The organism is Paenibacillus sp. MT124, assembly GCF_058792755.1.
Genome location: NZ_CM179500.1, coordinates 4,984,171 through 5,004,027 on the forward strand (window position 1 = coordinate 4,984,171; position 19,857 = coordinate 5,004,027).

Genomic DNA, 19,857 nt, shown 5'->3' on the forward strand with positions numbered 1-19,857 from the left:
TCCGCATCCGCTCGCTTATTGAGCCTGTTTTTTGTAATCTTCTGCGTATTCCTCGCGAATCTTCGTTCCGCCCGCATTAGCCCAGTTCTCAATCTCCTGTTTCCAGCCATTTTCATCAATCTTGCCCATGATGTATTTGGTTTGCGCATCGGCAATCATCTGATCCAGATCAGCCCCGCGATCACCATAGGTCGGCGAGTATAACGTAAGCGCAGGGTTTGGAACGGCATGTTCGGCCAGCTCTTTGGCAAGCTCGGTTCCTTTTACACCAAGCTCGGTATCCTTCAATTTCGGCACATTGTAACCTTCAACGTATGGCAGATTGTCACGATATGGCTTCACCTCACGCTGGAACGCATCGAAATCGCTCATTTCCACTTCATCCTCGCCCACTTTGGTGTAATGTTTGTCTTCTATTCCACGCATGAGCAGTGTTGCCATCTCCGGTTCCATCAACTTATCCAAAAAGCTCAGCAGGCTTTTCAGCTCCTCTTCGGATTTCACGGTTGCTTTAGGAAAGGCCAATATGCCGGAGTTGCCTGTCTGGCCCGCAACACGGTCGCCGTTGGCACCAAGCAAACCTGCAATGTCCACAACTCCATCCGGGTCATTCTTGGAGAGACGCTCCTGCTGACTCTTACCGTTCTGCGCCACGCCGACACGCATGCCGACAACGCCGGAGTCGTACTTTTTCTCCGCTTCCGTGGAATCAAACACGGCAAAGTCCTGATTCAGCAGCTTCTCATCATACAAGCGTTTCAGCAGATCCAGCACCTGCATGTATTCCGGCGTCATGAACTCCGGTGTGAAGCCGCCATCATCCTCAACCTTCCACTTGTTCGGTGCACCGAAGCTTACGCCAAGACGCGTTGTGAAGGAATATTGATCTTCATTATATTTTTTGAACAGCATCAGACCGAACGTGTTATCCTGCCCATCTCCATCCGGATCGGAAGTTGCCAGGGTTTTGATTGTTTCATACCATTCATCCGGCGTGGTCGGTACCTTGAGATTCAGCTTATCGAACCAGTCTTTGCGATAAATGACCGTCGCCCGTGCAATATCAGAGAACACCGGCACACCATAGACTTTTCCGTCTACCTTGATGTTGTTGAAGAAGCGCTCGTTCTGGGCGGACAGATTTTTATAATCCTTGAGCAGGGGCCCGATCTCCCAAAACACATCGTTACGCATGGCACTTGTTACTGTCGGGTTGTACTGCACTTTGACGATCTTCGGCATATCGCTGGAAGCGATCATGACATTAATTTTGTCATTGTACGCCGAAGCGGGAATCCACTGAATATCCAGCTTGGTATTGGTAAAGGCTTCGATTTTTTGCTGGACCTCATTTCCTTTACCCGGCACATCACCTACCTGTGCAATCGCAATAGAGATGTTCTGTACGCCGCCTTCGGCAGCCTGACCCTCATCCGATCCGCATCCAGCCAGCAACCCTGTTACCAGTGCAAGTGTGCTCAGAACAGCCAGAGCTTTCTTTTTTGTTCCTCTCATCAAATGAAAACCTCCCCTTGTATACATTGCTGATTCCGCATGCTGCAAATTGCATTGCAACCATCCATTCAATCACCAATCTCAACCTTTCACAGACCCCAGCATCACTCCCTTGGCAAAATGCTTTTGCAGGAATGGGTACACAAGCATGATCGGAATCGTTGAGAATACAATGACAGCCATGCGAATGGTCAGCGGCTGAATCTCCGTCTCCTCAATACTCGTGTCACCAATCCGGCTCTGAGCCAGAATGACAATCTCACGAAGCCATACTTGAACCGGCCACTTCTCGCTGTCATTGATGTAGATGACGGCGTTGAAGAAGCTGTTCCAGTGAGCGACTGCATAGAACAGGGAGAACGTGGCCATCGCCGGCATCGACAAAGGCAGTACAATACGGAACAGAACGCCGACATCATTACAGCCGTCGATTTTGGCAGCATCCTCCAGTTCATCCGGAATGGCCTGGAAAAAGTTCTTGAGTACGATCAGGTTGAATGCACTGATGGCGGTAGGCAGCATCAGGGACCATAACGTATCGGTCAGATGCAGCGATTTAACCACGAAATAGGTGGGAATCATGCCTCCGCTGAACAGCATGGTGAACAGTACGCCTAGCAGAATCGGCTGCCGTCCTCGCAGATATCTTCTGGATAGCGGATACGCCATCAGTGACGTGAATAACAAGTTAATCAATGTACCGACCACAGTAATGTAGATCGAGACTCCGAGACTGCGAATCAGTGTATCTGTCGAGAAAATGTAGCGATAGGCCGCCAGGGAGAATTCTTTGGGAAAAAGGATGAATCCTCCCTTCGCCACCTCATGCGGGCTGGTAAACGAAACAGCCAGAATGTAGATAAACGGAATGACGGTCACAATTCCGATCAACAGCAGCAAACCATGATTGACGATATCGAAGATTCGGTTGCCCCACGTTTTATCCTGTTGCATCTTAATGTTCACTCCTGTCTGGTGAAGACGTCTGCTTGCTCATGTTAGTAGACGCCTTCCTCCCCGAATTTTTTGGCCAGCTTGTTGGCACCCAGTACAAGCGCAAGCCCAACAACCGACTTGAACAAACCGACAGCAGCGCTGTAGCTGTACTGTGCTTGCGTCAGACCTTTGGTGTATACATAGGTATCAAATACCTCACCCACATCCCGGTTGGTTGGCGTCAGCATCAGGAAGATCTGTTCAAATCCTGTATCCAGGAAGTTGCCCAGACGAAGAATGAGCAAAATCACGATCGTACTGCGGATGGCAGGCAGCGTAATATGCCAAGTCTGGCGCCAGCGGTTGGCTCCATCAATCCGCGCAGCTTCATAGAGCTGCGTGTCTACACCGGAAAGTGCAGCGAGGAAAATAATCGTGCCCCAGCCCACCTCTTTCCAGATGGATTGTCCGACAATCATGGAACGGAACCAGCCTGGCTCCAGCAGGAACGCAATCTTTTGCCCCGTCAGACTGTACAGCAATTCGTTGATGGCGCCGCCCTCCGTAGTAAACAGCATATAGAACACCCCAACGACCACAACCCATGATACAAAGTGCGGAACATAGACCAGCGTCTGTACAAAACGCTTGAATCGCTCACGGCGCACTTCGTTCAGCATCAGTGCCAGCACGATGGGCAGGGGGAAGAAGAAGACCAGATTATAGATCGCCAGCAAAAACGTGTTCCGGAACAGGGTCCAGAACTGCGGTTCCCCGAAGAAACGCTGAAAATGCTTGAGTCCTACCCAGTCACTCCCCAAAATTCCTTTGTACGGTGTGTAATCCTGAAAAGCCATCGTAATGCCATACATGGGTATATATTTGAAAATAACAAAGTAAAGCACTCCCGGTATCAACATGATGTAGAGCCACCGGTTTTTGATAACGTCCCTCCACAGCAGGTTTTTGTCACTGCGGGCAGCGGGCCGTGTCCGAGCCGTCGTTTCGGCTTTCATAGTGTTTTCCTCCCCACATTGGAAACGATTACAAAAGTTCAATTCCTGAACTCATGCCTTCATTGTGGAGGATAAACGGATCACTGGCTATCGTCCGGTTTTAGCTTCTTGTTTTTCCTTGCCAGGCAAGGGTTTACGACCCTTCCCCCGTTGGAATATCAGGCGCGGATGCACTCGTTTTAACCTCTATAATCCTGTCTTAACCCGGGACGATGGAGCGTGGCCAGCAGGGTGTACAAACATAAAAAAGCCTGCCCGCCATGGCAGGCAGAGCAGGCTTTGTTTTACCGCTGCTGTTCCCGATACTTGCCGGGAGTTGTTCCCGTAATTTTACGAAACGTTCGGATAAACGCAGTGGGGTTGGTGTAATTTAGTTTCTCGGCAATTTCCGATATTTTGAGGTTGGTGGTCTGAAGCCAGGTCTTGGCTTTTTCAATTCGATACTCTGCCAGAAATTCAGTGAAATTCACGCCGGCTTCCTTCTTGAATACCCGGCTTAAATAAACAGGATGGAAATTCAGCTCTTCCGCACAGGCTTCCAATGACAGTTCACGGTCATAGCGTTCCTCGATTAATCGGATCATCCGCCGGGCAATGTTCATATACTGCGATTCTTCCTGCTCCCGCCAGAAACGAATGACGGGTACAAATAACCGTTTACGGAACCAGTTCGTCATTTCATCAAGGGTGGAGAGCTTCAGCAGCTGAGCCATGGATGCCTTCTCACCAAGCACTTCGGCCACATCCCCTCCCTGTTCCTGCACAAGCTGGTACACACGAGATAGAAGCTGAACCATAATGACGGGATATTCACTAAAATGCAGTTTCTTGTCAGCGAGCAGCCCCAGATACTGTGAAAAATACATATCGGTTTTCTCTTCATCGCCTTGTTTCAAGGCAGAGGCCAGCTGATCCTCAATCATTCTGAGCTGTGTATATAAGGCTGCCTCGGTCTGGCCTCGCGGCTGGATATCTTCATAATGCAAAATGATACGGCTTCCCAGGCTCACCCTGCCCTGCAGCGCCTCACGGCTCTCCTGATACGCCCTAGGTGTATCTCCGATGGCAAAATAGGAACGGCTTATGCCGATACTTACGGGTAAATTGAGATAGGTGACTACGCGTTCCCTGATCCATTCCGCCTGGGTGTGCATCCATTCCTTGAGCTGCAGCTCATCATTCAGCTTTGAAGCTAGAACCGTCACTTGTGCATCATCTATCATAACCGGGGTGAAGCGCAATTCCGCAGGCAGAAGCTCTCCAACCATATTGTTAACGGCAAACAGCAGCAGATCCCTGTCCTGTTCTCCGTACCTTGTTCCTTCGAGTGTATCAATCTGAAGTGTAAGCACACCAAGACTCGACCAGTCTGACGGGAAATCATAACGTTCGCCCTGATATCTGAAATCCTCTTCCGAGATTTTTCCGGTCAGCAGTTTGGTCATGAAAAATTCCTCCAGATGAACATGCTGTCCCTTCATCTGCTCCCGCAGCGTTTTTTCCGAGCTGAACAGTGTGGATAAACGCTCCTCAATATAAATAAATTCATCCTGACGACGGCCTGTCTGCAAGGCCGGAGAATCCAGCCCTTTCGTAAACTGCAGCAGCCTGGAAATGGGCGAATACATCCGCCGGCTTCCGTATATCGCGAACAACCCGGTTACACATAGCATGACCAGTGTAGCCACTCCGGTAACAACTGCAATTTTCTGCGATTGGGCGGTGATTTGTCCAATAGATACCACAGATACATACAGCCACCCATTAAGTGGCGATTTCCTGTAGCTTACAGCCACCGGGTTTCCTTCCACCTCAGCGTTAAAGAAGCCCTCTGCCTGATTGCTCGTTTCCACCTTAGCCTGAATTTCCTCATTCAAGGCAGCATATTTCTCCTCTTGCCCATTCTCGTTCAGAAAAAAGTTCTGATCCCGGTCCAGTACATACATATCCCCGGTGTTCGGATTTTGGCTCAGAAACGTGCTAATCTCCGCATCAGCGATATCAATCACGAGAAATCCCTTTGGACTAACATTCGTCGGTACCATAGGAATTTTAAATACCATGCTGACGACATCATCCGATGAAATGAGTGTGGGCATCTGTTCCTGTGAACCCTCGGATACCCCTGCTGAAGCCGGTACGCTTTCTGTGGATGAATTTTTATTCTGGGTCACCCAGAACAGACTGTTCGCATAGGTGAGATAGGAGCCAATACGGTCCCGGATACTGAAATCATCCAACTTTCCAAAGGACCTCATGGAGACCACCCAGTCCTGATCCAGGTTAACCAGATAGGCCTGATCTATATTTGTAACCGCTTGCAGGTTGTTGAATCCAGACGTAAGATCACGTATTTCCTGAAACTCGGAGCTGTCCAGCGGCTTCTTCATGGCTTGCAGCACCAAGGGAGAATTCACATATTGGATGGATGACAATTGCAGGCTGCGTAAAACCTGTTCTACCCGCATTTGGGTTTGATGCAAAATCTGCAGATTGCTCTCACGTACTTTTTGTTCTATGTCACGCGAAGCGATCGAATAGGAAACGGAACCAATGACGATGACTGGAAGGGCTCCAAGAATCATGGTAAAACAGAGCAAACGCAGCAAATATTTAGGCAATGTGAGCATCCTCCTTTGTATAGAATCTGCCTATTTGAATGCCTGATGGAATGCATATCCATCTGTATAATATCGCTTTCATTGGATTAATTTACTATTGTTATTTTAAAACCCAATCTTATTCAAGTCCACTATTTATTCTTAAGATTGACTTTGGGGCCATTTCCAGTTTATAGTGGAGGCATATTCCTCAATTCGAAGGAGAGATTTTGATGTCGGTGAGCGTTCTTAACTAATCAAGTTTCATATTCAGGAGTTTGGCCTTTCATGTGCGCTTGTGCCTTATGGCATACGTGTATTTCTTGATGCGCCATAACCCTGTACTTAGTTAAGAACAGCGGATATCATAAATCGCCTCCGGGATTGTACTTGTCCGGGTCTATTTCCGCGCTGTGTTCAGCGTGGATTTTTTTGTATAGACCTATTATGGACTCTGCTTTCCCCTACATGCAGGGCGGAGAATGACGTTTGTTCATTCTCCGCCCTTTTTGCGTTTTCAGGAATAGATTCTGAGTTACAACCCAAGTTACAAATTCAAAATCCAAGGAGAGATCAAGCATGAATGAAAACACAATGAATACACTGGGCTATCATCAAATTCAAAACAAAGTCGCTTCCTGCGCCCTTTCTTATCTGGGCAAACGTTACGCGAAAGAAATGAAACCCATGGTGGACCCAGGGCTGATCCGGATGCGCCTCGCTGAAACAGAAGAAGCCTCTGCTCTCATCCGTTACGGGGCCAGTGTTCCCATCCCTTCGCTTGACGGTATGGAGACCATTATGGATCTGCTCGGTACCGGTTATCTGTTTAGTGAACGGGACTTCACTCAACTTGCGCAGTTTCTGCGAAGCTGTGCACAATTAATGAAATACATGGAGGGCAAATCCGAAGCAGCTCCTACGGTAAGCCGGTATGCTGCATCCATGATGCGGATGGAATCCCTGTTAAGCGAGATCGAACGCTGCATTTACAGCGGCCGAATTCAGGATCAGGCGAGCAAGGAACTGACACGTATCCGGAAAAAGATGACCGTGAACGAGGAACGAATGAAGCGCAAGCTGGATTCTCTCGTGAGCAAGCACCGGTCCATTATGCAGGAGAACGTAATCAGCCAGCGCGGTGGAAGAACAGTATTACCCATCAAGAAAGAATTCCGCAAGCAGGTGAAAGGCAGTGTCCTGGATGAATCAGGGAGCGGGCAAACCGTTTATATTGAACCCGCGGAACTGGTGGGACTGCAGATGGAACTCGCTTCACTGCAAGCCGAGGAATCCAGAGAAGAAATGAAAATCCTGGGTGATTTAACGTCGCTCGCAGAATCTTATAATCGCGAGATTGCGCTGAATACCGAGACGGTAGGTGTCCTTGATTTCCTGTTTGCCAAAGCGAAATACGCGGCAACCATGGATGGACGTACGGTCCAGGTAAATACATCGGGCCGAATTACGCTTCAGCAGGCGCGCCATCCTCTGATGGGCACCTCCATGATTCCGCTTGATTTTGCCATCGGAAGGGATTATTCCTCACTTATCATTACAGGGCCGAATACAGGCGGCAAAACGGTAGCGCTCAAAACATTGGGGTTGCTCACCCTGATGATGCAGTCCGGTCTGCTCGTTCCTGTGGGTGAAGGCGGCGAGATGGCCGTATATCATGAAGTGGCTGTCGATATCGGAGACGGACAAAGTTTGGAGCAGGCACTCAGCACCTTTTCAGCTCATATCCGCAACATGATCGGCATTCTGGAGCAGGCTGATGCATCTACCCTTGTGCTGATTGATGAGATGGCCTCCGGAACAGACCCGGGAGAAGGGGTCGGTCTTTCCATCGCCATGCTGGAGGAACTGCACAGCCGCGGAGCAACCGTAGTGGCTACCACTCACTTTGGGGAAATCAAGCATTTTGCTGCTGCCGCACCAGGATTTGAAAATGCACGGATGGAATTTGATACGGCTACACTGCAGCCCCTTTACCGTTTGCGTATCGGTGAAGCAGGGGAAAGTTACGCATATTCCATCGCCTTGAAGCTGGGAATGCCACAGCGCATTATTGATCGTTCCCAGTCCATATCGGACCAAGGCATATCGAAAAGTCCTATCAACAGCATGAGCTCCATCATGCCGATAGTGAAACCAATACCAACGGAGAGTTCTGTCCTTGAGCCATTTCCGAACTCCGCAGCTGCACAGAGGGCGGAGGAGAAAGTACATTCCCCGGCAGCGACTAAATATGGGAAACAATCCCAGAAGGTAGAAGATACGAAGTCGGTTCCCCCAGCGAAAAAATTTCGAAAAGGGGATCGTGTATACGCAGCCTATTTGAACCAGTCAGGAATCGTCTGTGACGTGGAAGACAGCCGTGGAAATATCGGGGTAATGCTGCGCGGGAGGAAAGTCAAAATTCACAAGAAACGCCTCACACTTCATATATCTGCAGATGAGCTGTATCCAGGCGATGACTATGATTTGGATATTGTGCTGGAGACGAAGGAGAATCGGAAGAAGCGCAAATTAATGGGACGTAAACATGTCGAAGGGCTAACGATTGAATTGCCACCTGAAGAATAGGGCCAGCCCTGTTATACTATGAAATATGACGATATGGAGAAAGTAGGCGTGCCATGAGCGGAAGTTCCAATTCACAGACCAAGAAGACAGGGACCAATGTGCTCTTATGCCCACTGTGCGGGGAGGCCAATGGCTGCTCCTATGCGGCTGGCCGTCCCCATTCGGAATGCTGGTGTAACCATGCCGAGTTTCCCGAAGGTGTGTTTGACCGCATTCCGGCAGAGCAGCGGCGTAAATCGTGCATCTGTCAGCGATGTCTGGAGACCTATAAAAATCAGACCGAACACCAACAAGAGCCTCACAGTTAACTCCTGTGAGGCTCTTGTTTTGCAATGGGATACCATAACACGGCACGCAATCATATATAAGTTGTTTCTTACATTTGATGATACTGTTCTACAGCCTGCTTGAGAACAGGGTGCTGCTCATCCATGGCTGTGTAGTGACTAAGTGCTGCAGCAATGCCCTTTTGTTTGATCATATCCTGAAGCTCTGCTGCCTCCGGATCATCCTGTACATCGAATTTGCAGGCTGCCGCCATGCCTCTTGCCAGGTTCGTCGTGCCCATTCCATAGTCATGTGCCTGTAGCGCTGGACGAACCAGACGGTCGTTGGGCGACAGCTTCCGCAGCGGCGAACGACCTACCCGGGTGACTTCATCGGTGAGATGCGGATTTACAAACCGCTCCAATATTTTATTTATATACTTCTGATGATCTTCGGGGTCGAAACCAAACCGTTTCACAAGTACCTCACCCGTTTCCTGCAGTGCACCGTAGACGAGGGATTTCACTTTGTCGTCTGCAATCGCCTTCTGAATCGTATCATACCCGTTCACGTAACCGAGATATGCAGCGCAGCAATGTCCCGTATTGACGGTAAACAGCTTCCGCTCGATATAAGGCTCAAGGTCATCCACATAGAGTACACCTTCAATCGGAAGGAATGCAGGCGCCATCTGTGAACGGTCCACAACCCACTCATAAAAAGGTTCAACCTGAACATGCAGCGAGTCTTCGTGATGCTGGATTGGAACAATCCGGTCTACTGCGGAGTCAGGGAAATACACATATTGATCAGCAAGAGCCTTAATGGGTTCTTCCAACAGAGCATACACATGCTCTTTCAGCTGTGTGCTGGCTCCAATGGCATTCTCACATGCAATGATGTGAAGGGGTTTCTGCACCGAACCTGAATTTAATCTTGCCTCAAGCCCCTTGGCAATGCCTGGTGCAATATGTTTCAGGATGCCCACTCCGACTGCGGTCGTAACGAGATCTGCCTCTGCAACGTTCCGGGCAACCGTCTCCAGCTGCGTTCCATCAATGGCACCTACCCCTTTGACCGTTTCCATATCTTTTGTTTCATTTGCCAATTCGACCGTATACTGTCCACGCTCCTGTAATGCCTTAACCAACTCTTGGTTCACATCCGAGAAGATGACATTATATCCTGCCCGTGACAGGATTAATCCGATGAACCCGCGTCCGATATTACCTGCTCCAAAATGAAGGGCTCTCATAGTTCCATTTCACTTTCGAGAATGGTAATGATTTCTTCCGCCGTTTTGGCATAACGAAGTGCTTCCATGTTCTCATCTTCCGCACAGATGACCGCAATGCTGGTCAGAATCTCCATGTGCTCACCGCCCTGAGCGGCGATACCGATCACCATGTAGGCTTTTTCATCCCCAAAATCTACACCTTGCGGGAACTGAATCACCGAAATGCCTGTGGACAGAATGAACGATTTGGATTCTTTCGTTCCGTGTGGAATGGCAAGTCCATTGCCTACATAAGTCGATACGATCTCCTCACGCTCAAGCATCTTGTCGATATAATCGGCAGTAATATGTCCTGCGTCTTTCAGAATCTGTCCAGCCATGCGAATAGCCTCATATTTATCCTGTGCCGTTGCGTTCATAACCACTTTGTCTGTTGTAAGTATGCTCATGTTTATTAACCTCCAATTTCGGTTTTACTTCGATAAAATCCAACCAATTCACGGGACAAATAATGAATAAGATCATCCCGGATTCCCTTTTCCAGCAGTGTAATCATCTCATCCTGCAGTAACAATGCACTGATCTCGCTTAGCACCTCCAGGCTCTCCCGGGATAACTCCCTCGGTCCAACCATCAGAAGGATATGGCTGACGCCAACCGGGTCCTCCGTCGTTACTAGCAGCGGCTCTGATAATTGAAACAGACTGATGGACGGCCTATAAATCCCATCACTGCGGGTATGAAACAGCGCGAGTGATGTATCCGGAATTTTCTGGCTGCCCACCTTTTCCCGAGCTTCAAGCAGCCTGGCGATTTCTTCCGGGTCCTTCAGCACCCCGGCTTCCTGCAGCACCTTGCACATGGCAAAAGCCGTTTCATAAAAGCCCATCTTGCGGTTATCCAGTGGAAACACCTGAAACTTGCCCGTGATCCTAACGATTTCAATGAGTGTGGCATCAAGCCCCGCCGGATCAGCATGGCGGTCAGGTGCCTTTGCACTTGCTTTACTCTCTCCATACTTAACTTGTACCCGCTGCAGCGTAGTATTTTGAATGTACAGACGCAAACGTTCACTTTCTTCTGCCGTTAACAACGGACTCACCTTGTAATACTGATGCGGTTCCATCGGCAGATCAACTGTCGATAAAATGAGATCATAGTCCTCTTCGGGGATCCGTGCAGCCTCATACCATGATGCACTGTCCACAATCCGAATCTCCGGAATTTCCTTGGACAACCGGCTGGAAAGCATACGGGATGAGCCAATTCCGCTTGTGCACACGATAATGGCCCGAATCTCGCGCTTCAGCACACGCAATCGCTCGATGGAAGCGCCAAAATGCATGACCAGGAATCCAATTTCCTCATCCGGCACGTCCGTATCCGGCCATGCGTCATGCACCGCGTTCTTCACATCCCCGAACAACGAATCGTAATCCTTGCGAATCTGCTGAAGCAGTGGGTTACGTATGCTTTGCCTGCCTCCAATCCGCTCCATCACCGGCTGCATATGGGCAATCAGCCCTTCTCGCAGAAGACGATCCTCCTGGAATGCATAGCCCGTTCTCCCCTGCATCTGATCCATCAGGGAACGAACCATGTCCAGCAATACCAGATCGTCAACAGGCAGTAAGCGTGTGGAGTGAATAAGCTGCTCGGTTTCAATTAATAATTTGTGCAGATAGCTCTGTTCTTCCTTGGCAAATGAGATGCCAAGCTGATCGGAAAGCACGCTGCATAATCTCGCAGCCATGTATTCAGGCACGCTCTGGTCTCCCGTAGAAGGGTAAACCGCTTTTTTATCCGAAGAAGGAATGCGACCGACGGTAAACCCCTTGCGAATGCGCACCAGCGCAACGGACAGCTGAATAAGCAATTTGGTATACTGTCGCTCCGGAATATTTTCGAGCCAGTCAATATCCGGCTGCCACAACGCATTCTCGACCGTCAGTACATCACGATGGCCAATCATGCCCAGCAGCTTCTGGTTCACCTTGGAAATCCCCTGGTCAGGTTGCCTTCCGAACAGATCAGATTCATCCAGATATTCAAGCGCAAGTCCTGCGATTGCTGCGCGGTAGGCCGTTTCACTGCCATTGATCTTCACTCCGTATCCTCGCCTGCGAACCAGCTTCAGGCCCGCTTGACGAATCCGGGGTTCCAGTTCATCCAGATCATTGCTAACGGTCGAGACCGTTACTCTCAGATCCGATGCAAGCGCCAGCAGTTTTACAGGCTCCGCCTCATCCAGCAAAATGCAAAGCATGAAGAGTTTACGCTCTTCGGGCGTAAACTCCACATATTCGTTCAGCTCCAGCTGCTCACGCAGTGAAGCCAAATCATCGGAACCAGGGTCTATGCGGACCCCGGTTCCTGATTTTTTTTCCAATTTCATGCCAAAGGGTTCAAGCCACTTCTCAATCATCTGAAGCTCCCTATGGACGGTTCGTGTACTGACTTTGACCGCAATTGCAATGTCGCCGGCGGTTACTTCCTGTGGATGTTCCAACAGGAACTCCACAATTTCACGCTGTCTTTTCGTAATACTCATATCTCAAGCCTCCGGCTCAGGGAAAACGATCGCAACCTGTTATTTCAGGCGTTCAACGAGTGCATCGTATTCCGGGCTTTTTAGGAAGTTATCGATGGATATATGTTCTGCGTTCGGTGCCACGCTGCGTGCACGGTCCGTCAATGTCTTCTGCGTAATAACAACGTCAGCGTCCTGCGGAATATCACTGATTGCCGTGTTGGTTACCGCAACGTCAATCCCTTCAGCTTTCATCTTCTTGCGGAGAATGGAAGCCCCCATGGCACTTGAACCCATACCTGCATCACAGGAGAAGACGATTTTCTTCACATCGGTTTTTGCTTTTACAGTTGAAGAAGCCAAATCCGCAGCTCTGTCTGCTTCACGATTATCTGCTGTAATAGCAGCATTCGCTGTATTGCCTTGACTCTTCATGTCTTTCATGCGATTCGCTGCAGACTCCAGATCTTCTTCTTTTTGCTTACCTGTTTTCAGCAGCAGTGCTGCAACCAGGAAGGATACGATAGCAGCCACAGCCACCCCGGCGAGCATCGGCAGATATCCACCTTTTGGCGTTAACAGGGAATATGCAATGATACTACCCGGTGAAGGTGCTGAGACCAGTCCTGCTCCGGTGAGCATGAAGGTTGCTGTACCTGCCACGCCGCCTGCGATTGCCGCAAGAATCAGAATCGGTTTCATCAGAATGTAAGGGAAATAAATTTCATGAATTCCCCCGAAGAAGTGGATGATAACCGCACCCGGTGCGGAAGATCTTGCTGTTCCACGACCGAAGAAGCAGTAAGCCAGCAGGATACCAAGTCCGGGACCCGGGTTCGATTCAAGCATGTATAATACGGATTGACCCAATTCTCTCGCTTGATCTGTTGCAATCGGTGTTAGAATGCCGTGGTTGATTGCATTGTTCAGGAACAATACCTTCCCTGGTTCAATGATCAGGTTGACGAGTGGGAGCAATCCCAGATTCATCAGCCCCTGTACACCAGCCGATAATACGGTGCTAATTCCTTCTACAGCAGGTCCGATACCCAGCAGTGCAATGATCGCCAGGATACCACCGATAATACCGGCAGAGAAGTTATTAACCAACATCTCGAACCCTGCTTTGATCTTGCCTTCAACGGCTTTATCGAACTTTTTGATGATCCATGCAGCCAGTGGTCCGGCAATCATGGCACCCAGGAACATCGGAATGTCACTGCCGACGATAACCCCTATAGTCATGATGGCACCAATGACACCACCACGCTGGCCATGCACCATCGTACCTCCAGTGTAACCGATAAGCAGTGGCAGCAAATATTTGATCATCGGATCTACTAACGTTGCAATCGTTTCGTTAGGGAACCAGCCTGTTTTGATAAACATGGCCGTAATTAATCCCCATGCAATAAATGCACCCATATTCGGCATAACCATGCCGCTCAGGAATCGGCCAAAACGCTGAACGCCTACCCGGAGACCGCCTTTGGAATTGGACGTTTGGTCCAAGTTACTCATTGTATTATCCTCCTCGGATCAAGTAGTTATCATTTATGAAAAGGGTATCATTTCTCCCCTGCTGTTATCCTAAGCCAGATTGGTCTCCGGTTCAACGAAATGAAAGCGTACTTTCGTCATGATCATTGATGACAACATTGTGTTTATGTAATCGTTTTTATGATGATGAGAGGGCTCTAACCATTGATATACTTGGTTTTTTTCGTGTGTGACTTATATCATTTACGCTGTTGATTCCAATAATATAGCTTGTGCGATTCAGCCTTATTCCATCCTGTTTAAGTGCCTCAAATGGCAACAAGCCACTCCTGGAGGACACGAAAAAGCCTGCATGAGCACCAAGGCTCACACAGGCTCTGAAGACGTGCACGACCGTCCAATGTATGAAAAAATCATGGATTAATAAAGGTTATTTAGTGCAAATACATTCTACTCCTCGATGTGCTTACGATATGCATCAGCATTCATCAGTTTAGACAACGCTGCTGTCAAATCACCTTCAACACGAATCTCAATCATCCAGCCTTCTTCGTAAGGCGAACTGTTGACGAGTTCAGGTGCATCCTGCAGTGCTTCATTCACAGCAATAATCGAACCACTTACCGGAGAAAACAAATCCGAAACCGTCTTCACGGATTCAATCGTACCAATGCTGTCTTCCGCTTTTACATCCGATTCAAGGTCAGGCAATTCCACAAACACAATGTCACCCAGCTGATGCTGCGCGAACTCGGTAATGCCGATCCGTACAGTATCCTCCCCTACGGTTTGCACCCACTCGTGCTCTTCACTGTACAGGAAATCACTTTTCAATTCGCTCATCGATATCCGCCTCGCTTTTCATTAATGAGTGCATGCGTCCTTCGGCCAACCCTTTTTCCCAGAACATAGCGTAAGATATTTTTGATTGAAATGTCAAGATACCTCACAAATTATTTGATTTTTGATGATTACGCCTGTAACGCAAACACCCTCACTCTACATATAATGGGTAATATTAGAATAGTAAGCGCACTCTTTTTATATACACGAACAATAAATTGGGATTTATAAATATTATTCGGTTTTTTATCGATTTCTGTGATATCGTTCTTGACATCGATAGTGGATTCACGTTTTAATGAGAGAGTAAATGTTAATCGTTGTGTGCATCACCCGCGGATGAATGTAAAGGGAGAGATTACCCGTGACGCCCAACTCTGGGATGCATGCGGTAACGCCGAAGGAGTAAACCACCCGACAAGCGGGAGGTGAATCTCTCAGGCAAAAGGACTTTTACGGGACGCAACTCTGGAGAGCATCTATTCGCTCGGAATGGGCGTTATGATCACCCAAGGGGAAACCTGCTGCAACCTATTGGCGGGGTAACTCTCAGGTACCAAGGACAGAGCCTAAGAATACAGCGTGCTTCTGGCATGCCGGTTCTTTGGCCTGTCCTTTTCCTTTTTCCCAAAAAAACGAAAGTCAGGATCGAGCCGGCGCTGTCATCAGCAGCCTTAACCATACTTATCCAAGAAAAGAATCATTCATGTTATACACTCGGCCCGGTAGCGGCCATAACGAGGTGATTTGATGTCCGATTTGCTTAGAACTCCACTCTATCCACTTTATCAGCAATATGAAGGTGTACGGTGCATCGATTTTGGAGGCTGGGAGCTTCCGGTGCAATTCAGCGGGATTCAGAAGGAACATGAAGCGGTGCGCGAACGGGCTGGGCTGTTCGATGTATCCCACATGGGTGAATTCACGGTGCAGGGTGAACAGGCCGAAGCATTTTTGCAGAAACTGACGACCAACGACGTGACCGCACTGGTTCCTGGCCAGGCACAATACACGTTAATGTGTTACCCGGACGGTGGCGTAGTGGACGATCTGCTCGTATACAAGCTGGAAGATCAGCATTATATGCTCGTCGTGAATGCCTCTAATATTGACAAGGACTGGGCCTGGCTGCAAGAGCACATGGTTCCTGGGGTGAGCATGACGAACGACTCCGCAGAAACAGCTCTACTGGCTCTACAGGGCCCGCTTGCTGCAGACATCATCGGAAAAGTTACAGATACTGACGTATCCATAATCGAGCCTTTTCGTTTTGTACAGCATGCTGAGGTCTGTGGTGTAAAACTGCTGCTGTCCCGCACCGGTTATACCGGAGAAGACGGCTTCGAACTATACGTACAGGCAGATCAGGCCGCTGCGGTCTGGAACGGATTGATGGAGGCGGGCGCTGATTACGGTCTGGTTCCGGCTGGACTTGGTGCACGGGATACACTTCGATTCGAAGCGAAGCTGCCCCTCTATGGACAGGAATTATCGCCGACCATTTCACCGCTGGAAGCAGGCGTTGGCATGTTTGTGAAGCTGAATGCCGGACCTTTTATCGGGCACGAAGCACTATTGCAGCAAAAAAATGATGGACCTGCCCGCAAACTGGTCGGCATTGAAGTACTGGAACGCGGGATTCCACGTCCCCACTATCCCATCTACGCGGAAGGCGTGCAGATCGGGGAAGTAACAACCGGTACACAGTCCCCTACGCTGAAGCGCAATCTGGGGCTCGCCCTAATTAACAGCCAATATGCTGCACTCGGCACCCCGCTCGAGATTGAGATTCGTGGCAAAAAGCTGAAAGCCGAAGTTGTGAAGACCCCTTTTCATAAACGGACACGTACGTCAAAGACACCTACCCAAGGAGCTGATCAAGCATGAGCAAGCACCGCTATATTCCCATGACTGAACAGGATCAGAGCGCCATGCTCGCAACCATCGGTGTGGACACGATTGAAGATCTGTTCCAGGACATCCCGCAGGAGATTCGTTATCAAGGCAAGCTGCCTGTCTCCTCCAAACTGGATGAATACGCACTGACACGCCACATGTCGAAGCAGGCTGGCGCCAATGCCAATTTTGAGACACATGCCAGTTTCCTGGGCGCAGGCATATATGATCATCATATCCCTTCCGTGATTAATCACGTCATTTCCCGTTCCGAGTTCTATACCGCCTATACGCCATATCAGCCCGAAATCAGTCAGGGCGAGCTCCAGGCGATCTTCGAATTCCAATCGTATATCTGTGAACTGACTGGCATGGCTGTAGCCAATGCGAGCATGTATGATGGCGCGACCGCATTTGCAGAAGCAGGGAATCTGGCCGCAGCGGCAACTCGCCGCAAACAGCTAATCGTTTCCCGTACCGTTCATCCTGAAGCCCGTCAAGTGTTGAAGGCTTACGCCCATGGTCTGAATTTGGAGATTGTCGAGATTGGTTATCAGAACGGGGTGACCGATTGGGATGCCCTTCAAGCCGCCGTATCGGATGATACCGCAGCTGTCATGATCCAGAGTCCGAACTTCTTCGGTGCCGTGGAAAATGTAAAACAGGCTGCAGACCTTGCGCATGCGCACAAGGGTCTGCTCGTGGTCAGCGCAAACCCGCTGGCGCTTGGTATGCTCGAAGCTCCAGGCAAGCTGGGTGCTGACATCGTTGTCGGTGATGCACAGCCCCTTGGCATCTCCGCTTCGCTCGGTGGTCCGACATGTGGATATTTCGCTGTATCCCAGGCTCATATGCGCCGGATTCCGGGCCGAATCGTTGGCCAGACAACGGATCGCAACAGCAAACGCGGTTTTGTACTGACGCTCCAAGCACGTGAACAGCATATCCGCCGCGAAAAGGCGACATCCAATATTTGCTCCAATCAGGCATTGCTTGCCCTAAGCGCTTCGGTGTATATGTCTACTATGGGAAGACAGGGCATGATTGATGTGGCTGACCTGAATTTGCAAAAGAGTCATTATGCTCTTCAAGCACTGACAGCAATTCCTGGAGTCAGCCTGACCTTTAAAGCCCCCACATTCAATGAGTTTGTCATTCAGCTGCCTGAAGGGACAGACGTCGATGCCCTTCAGTTGAAGCTGCTGGATGCCGGTTTCATCGGAGGATATGAACTTGGACGGGATTACCCGGAGCTTGCGGGGCATATGCTGGTCGCTGTTACGGAACGGCGCAGTAAGGAAGAGATTGACGAATTCGCACGTGTATTGGAGGGATCGCTGTGACTCAGGAAATGACAACCATCCAAGGACAGCCGGAAACGGCAGCTCCTTCCCAAGCCGAAACCAGCACGCAACAAATGACACAAGCAGCATCGCCTGCTCCAGAGCAATCACTGATCTTTGAACTGAGCAGCCCGGGTCGTGTCGCTTACTCCCTGCCTGAATGCGATGTTCCGCGTCAAGATCCTGCTAGCTTGATTCCCCGGGAAATGCTTCGTTCGGAAGCAGCTGCACTGCCTGAGGTATTTGAAGTAGATGTCATTCGTCACTATACTGCCCTTTCCCGCCGGAACTTCGGGGTAGATAACGGATTCTATCCACTCGGATCTTGTACGATGAAGTATAATCCGAAGATTAACGAGGATGTTGCTCGCTACAATGGATTTGCCAAAATCCATCCGTATCAGCCTGAATCCAGTATTCAAGGTGCACTTGAGTTGCTCTACACGTTGCAAAACGACCTTGCAGGTCTGACTGGCATGGACGCGGTGACCCTGCAACCAGCTGCTGGTGCGCATGGTGAATGGACCGGACTCATGATGATTCGTGCCTATCACGAAGGTCGTGGTGAGCAACGGACCAAAGTCATTGTCCCGGATTCTTCACACGGCACCAACCCGGCAAGTGCAACCGTGGCTGGCTTTGAGACGGTAACCATCCCTTCCCGTGCAGACGGTCTGGTCGATCTGGATGCACTGCGTGCGGCCGTTGGGCCGGACACTGCGGCCCTGATGCTGACCAATCCAAATACCCTGGGATTGTTTGAAAAGGACATTCAGGAGATTGCCTCCATCGTGCATCAAGCCGGCGGCCTTCTCTATTATGACGGAGCCAACTCCAATGCCATTATGGGTATTACCCGTCCTGGGGACATGGGCTTCGATGTCGTGCATCTGAATTTGCACAAAACGATGAGTACTCCGCATGGTGGAGGTGGTCCTGGTGCGGGACCCGTCGGCGTAAAAAATCGTCTGATTCCGTTCCTGCCAAAACCGATGGTGATCAAGAACGATCAGGGACAATATGCCCTGGATCGGGAAGGAGATCAATCGATTGGTCGAGTCAAAGCGTATTACGGCAACTTCGGTATCTTGGTACGCGCCTATGCCTACATTCGTACGTACGGACCTGAAGGCTTGCGCCGGGTATCCGAATGTGCCGTACTCAATGCAAACTATATGATGGCACGTCTTGCACCTTATTACGAAATTCCGTACCCAGGCGTATGTAAGCATGAATTTGTCATGTCTGGCCGGGGCCTGAAGCAATATGGTGTAAGAACATTGGATGTAGCCAAACGACTGCTTGATTTCGGGTATCATCCACCAACCGTCTACTTCCCGCTCAACGTAGAGGAATGTATCATGATTGAACCAACGGAAACAGAGAGCAAAGAAACGCTGGATGGCTTTATCGATACGATGATTCGTATTGCCAAGGAAGCAGAAGAGACACCTGAACTGGTACTCAATGCACCTTATGGGACTCCGGTTACCCGTCTGGATGAGACCACAGCAGCACGTAAACCTGTATTGAACTGCGCGTGCAGTTAATACACAGCCATTCAACTAAACGGCTTCAGCTGATG

The 19,857-nt window shown here is 49.6% G+C and carries 14 protein-coding genes and 2 riboswitches; of the genes, 5 read left to right on the forward strand and 9 right to left on the reverse strand.

The window, feature by feature from the left end:
- Positions 1-15: 15 nt before the first annotated feature.
- From AC3RCI_RS22535 to AC3RCI_RS22550, 4 genes are all read right to left on the reverse strand, one after another.
- Positions 16-1,515: an extracellular solute-binding protein gene (locus AC3RCI_RS22535; RefSeq protein WP_492526515.1), complete on the reverse strand. Its 1,500-nt coding sequence runs from the start codon at positions 1,513-1,515 to the stop codon at positions 16-18.
- Positions 1,516-1,596: 81 nt separating this feature from the next.
- Positions 1,597-2,469, reverse strand: coding sequence for a carbohydrate ABC transporter permease (locus AC3RCI_RS22540; RefSeq protein ID WP_095289558.1), 873 nt, complete (start codon positions 2,467-2,469; stop codon positions 1,597-1,599).
- A gap of 44 nt (positions 2,470-2,513) precedes the next feature.
- Positions 2,514-3,467: an ABC transporter permease gene (locus tag AC3RCI_RS22545; RefSeq protein WP_095289557.1), complete on the reverse strand. Its 954-nt coding sequence runs from the start codon at positions 3,465-3,467 to the stop codon at positions 2,514-2,516.
- A 284-nt stretch (positions 3,468-3,751) separates the two neighbouring features.
- Positions 3,752-6,088 carry a helix-turn-helix domain-containing protein gene (locus tag AC3RCI_RS22550; protein ID WP_492526517.1) on the reverse strand — a complete coding sequence of 779 codons (2,337 nt, stop codon included), beginning with the start codon at positions 6,086-6,088 and terminating at the stop codon, positions 3,752-3,754.
- 558 nt (positions 6,089-6,646) lie between these two features.
- On the opposite strand from AC3RCI_RS22550, the gene AC3RCI_RS22555 reads away from it, so the two are divergent.
- Both AC3RCI_RS22555 and AC3RCI_RS22560 read left to right on the forward strand, forming a co-directional pair.
- Positions 6,647-8,656 (forward strand): endonuclease MutS2, encoded by a 2,010-nt coding sequence (locus tag AC3RCI_RS22555; RefSeq protein WP_492526519.1) that lies wholly within the window; start codon positions 6,647-6,649, stop codon positions 8,654-8,656.
- 53 nt (positions 8,657-8,709) lie between these two features.
- Positions 8,710-8,964, forward strand: coding sequence for a cysteine-rich CWC family protein (locus AC3RCI_RS22560; RefSeq protein ID WP_492526521.1), 255 nt, complete (start codon positions 8,710-8,712; stop codon positions 8,962-8,964).
- A 68-nt stretch (positions 8,965-9,032) separates the two neighbouring features.
- Here the strand turns inward: AC3RCI_RS22560 and AC3RCI_RS22565 are convergent, their stop codons facing one another.
- The 5 genes from AC3RCI_RS22565 to gcvH form a co-directional block, all read right to left on the reverse strand.
- Entirely contained in the window at positions 9,033-10,178 is a 1,146-nt protein-coding gene (locus AC3RCI_RS22565) for a mannitol-1-phosphate 5-dehydrogenase (protein ID WP_492526523.1), read from the reverse strand.
- Positions 10,175-10,609, reverse strand: a complete 435-nt coding sequence (locus AC3RCI_RS22570; protein ID WP_095359756.1) for a PTS mannitol transporter subunit IIA — start codon at positions 10,607-10,609, stop codon at positions 10,175-10,177. The genes AC3RCI_RS22565 and AC3RCI_RS22570 overlap by 4 nt, the downstream gene beginning before the upstream one ends.
- Before the next feature lie 5 nt (positions 10,610-10,614).
- On the reverse strand, positions 10,615-12,711 hold the full coding sequence (locus AC3RCI_RS22575; protein WP_336780302.1) for a BglG family transcription antiterminator: 2,097 nt from the start codon (positions 12,709-12,711) through the stop codon (positions 10,615-10,617).
- Positions 12,712-12,750: 39 nt separating this feature from the next.
- Positions 12,751-14,211, reverse strand: a complete 1,461-nt coding sequence (locus AC3RCI_RS22580) for a PTS mannitol transporter subunit IIBC (protein WP_336780301.1) — start codon at positions 14,209-14,211, stop codon at positions 12,751-12,753.
- 429 nt (positions 14,212-14,640) lie between these two features.
- Entirely contained in the window at positions 14,641-15,033 is a 393-nt protein-coding gene (gene gcvH, locus AC3RCI_RS22585; protein ID WP_492526525.1) for a glycine cleavage system protein GcvH, read from the reverse strand.
- Positions 15,034-15,372: 339 nt separating this feature from the next.
- Positions 15,373-15,496, forward strand: a riboswitch (glycine riboswitch).
- 3 nt (positions 15,497-15,499) lie between these two features.
- Positions 15,500-15,601: riboswitch (glycine riboswitch) on the forward strand.
- A gap of 182 nt (positions 15,602-15,783) precedes the next feature.
- Between gcvH and gcvT the strand changes: the two genes are divergently transcribed.
- The 3 genes from gcvT (at position 15,784) to gcvPB (ending at position 19,822) form a co-directional block, all read left to right on the forward strand.
- On the forward strand, positions 15,784-16,920 hold the full coding sequence (gcvT, locus tag AC3RCI_RS22590; protein WP_492471892.1) for a glycine cleavage system aminomethyltransferase GcvT: 1,137 nt from the start codon (positions 15,784-15,786) through the stop codon (positions 16,918-16,920).
- Positions 16,917-18,272, forward strand: coding sequence for an aminomethyl-transferring glycine dehydrogenase subunit GcvPA (gene gcvPA / locus AC3RCI_RS22595; protein WP_492526527.1), 1,356 nt, complete (start codon positions 16,917-16,919; stop codon positions 18,270-18,272). The genes gcvT and gcvPA overlap by 4 nt, the downstream gene beginning before the upstream one ends.
- A 74-nt stretch (positions 18,273-18,346) precedes the next feature.
- A complete protein-coding gene (gene gcvPB, locus AC3RCI_RS22600) occupies positions 18,347-19,822 on the forward strand; it encodes an aminomethyl-transferring glycine dehydrogenase subunit GcvPB (RefSeq protein ID WP_492529985.1) in 1,476 nt (491 codons plus the stop codon).
- Positions 19,823-19,857: the final 35 nt, after the last annotated feature.

Excerpts from the sequence above, each read along its gene's own strand:
- AC3RCI_RS22535 (WP_492526515.1), bottom strand. The coding sequence starts at position 1,515 with ATGAGAGGAACAAAAAAGAAAGCTCTGGCTGTTCTGAGCACACTTGCA.
- AC3RCI_RS22540 (WP_095289558.1), bottom strand. The coding sequence starts at position 2,469 with ATGCAACAGGATAAAACGTGGGGCAACCGAATCTTCGATATCGTCAAT.
- AC3RCI_RS22545 (WP_095289557.1), bottom strand. The coding sequence starts at position 3,467 with ATGAAAGCCGAAACGACGGCTCGGACACGGCCCGCTGCCCGCAGTGAC.
- AC3RCI_RS22555 (WP_492526519.1), top strand. The coding sequence starts at position 6,647 with ATGAATGAAAACACAATGAATACACTGGGCTATCATCAAATTCAAAAC.
- AC3RCI_RS22560 (WP_492526521.1), top strand. The coding sequence starts at position 8,710 with ATGAGCGGAAGTTCCAATTCACAGACCAAGAAGACAGGGACCAATGTG.
- AC3RCI_RS22565 (WP_492526523.1), bottom strand. The coding sequence starts at position 10,178 with ATGAGAGCCCTTCATTTTGGAGCAGGTAATATCGGACGCGGGTTCATC.
- AC3RCI_RS22570 (WP_095359756.1), bottom strand. The coding sequence starts at position 10,609 with ATGAGCATACTTACAACAGACAAAGTGGTTATGAACGCAACGGCACAG.
- AC3RCI_RS22575 (WP_336780302.1), bottom strand. The coding sequence starts at position 12,711 with ATGAGTATTACGAAAAGACAGCGTGAAATTGTGGAGTTCCTGTTGGAA.
- AC3RCI_RS22580 (WP_336780301.1), bottom strand. The coding sequence starts at position 14,211 with ATGAGTAACTTGGACCAAACGTCCAATTCCAAAGGCGGTCTCCGGGTA.
- gcvH (WP_492526525.1), bottom strand. The coding sequence starts at position 15,033 with ATGAGCGAATTGAAAAGTGATTTCCTGTACAGTGAAGAGCACGAGTGG.
- gcvT (WP_492471892.1), top strand. The coding sequence starts at position 15,784 with ATGTCCGATTTGCTTAGAACTCCACTCTATCCACTTTATCAGCAATAT.
- gcvPA (WP_492526527.1), top strand. The coding sequence starts at position 16,917 with ATGAGCAAGCACCGCTATATTCCCATGACTGAACAGGATCAGAGCGCC.
- gcvPB (WP_492529985.1), top strand. The coding sequence starts at position 18,347 with ATGACACAAGCAGCATCGCCTGCTCCAGAGCAATCACTGATCTTTGAA.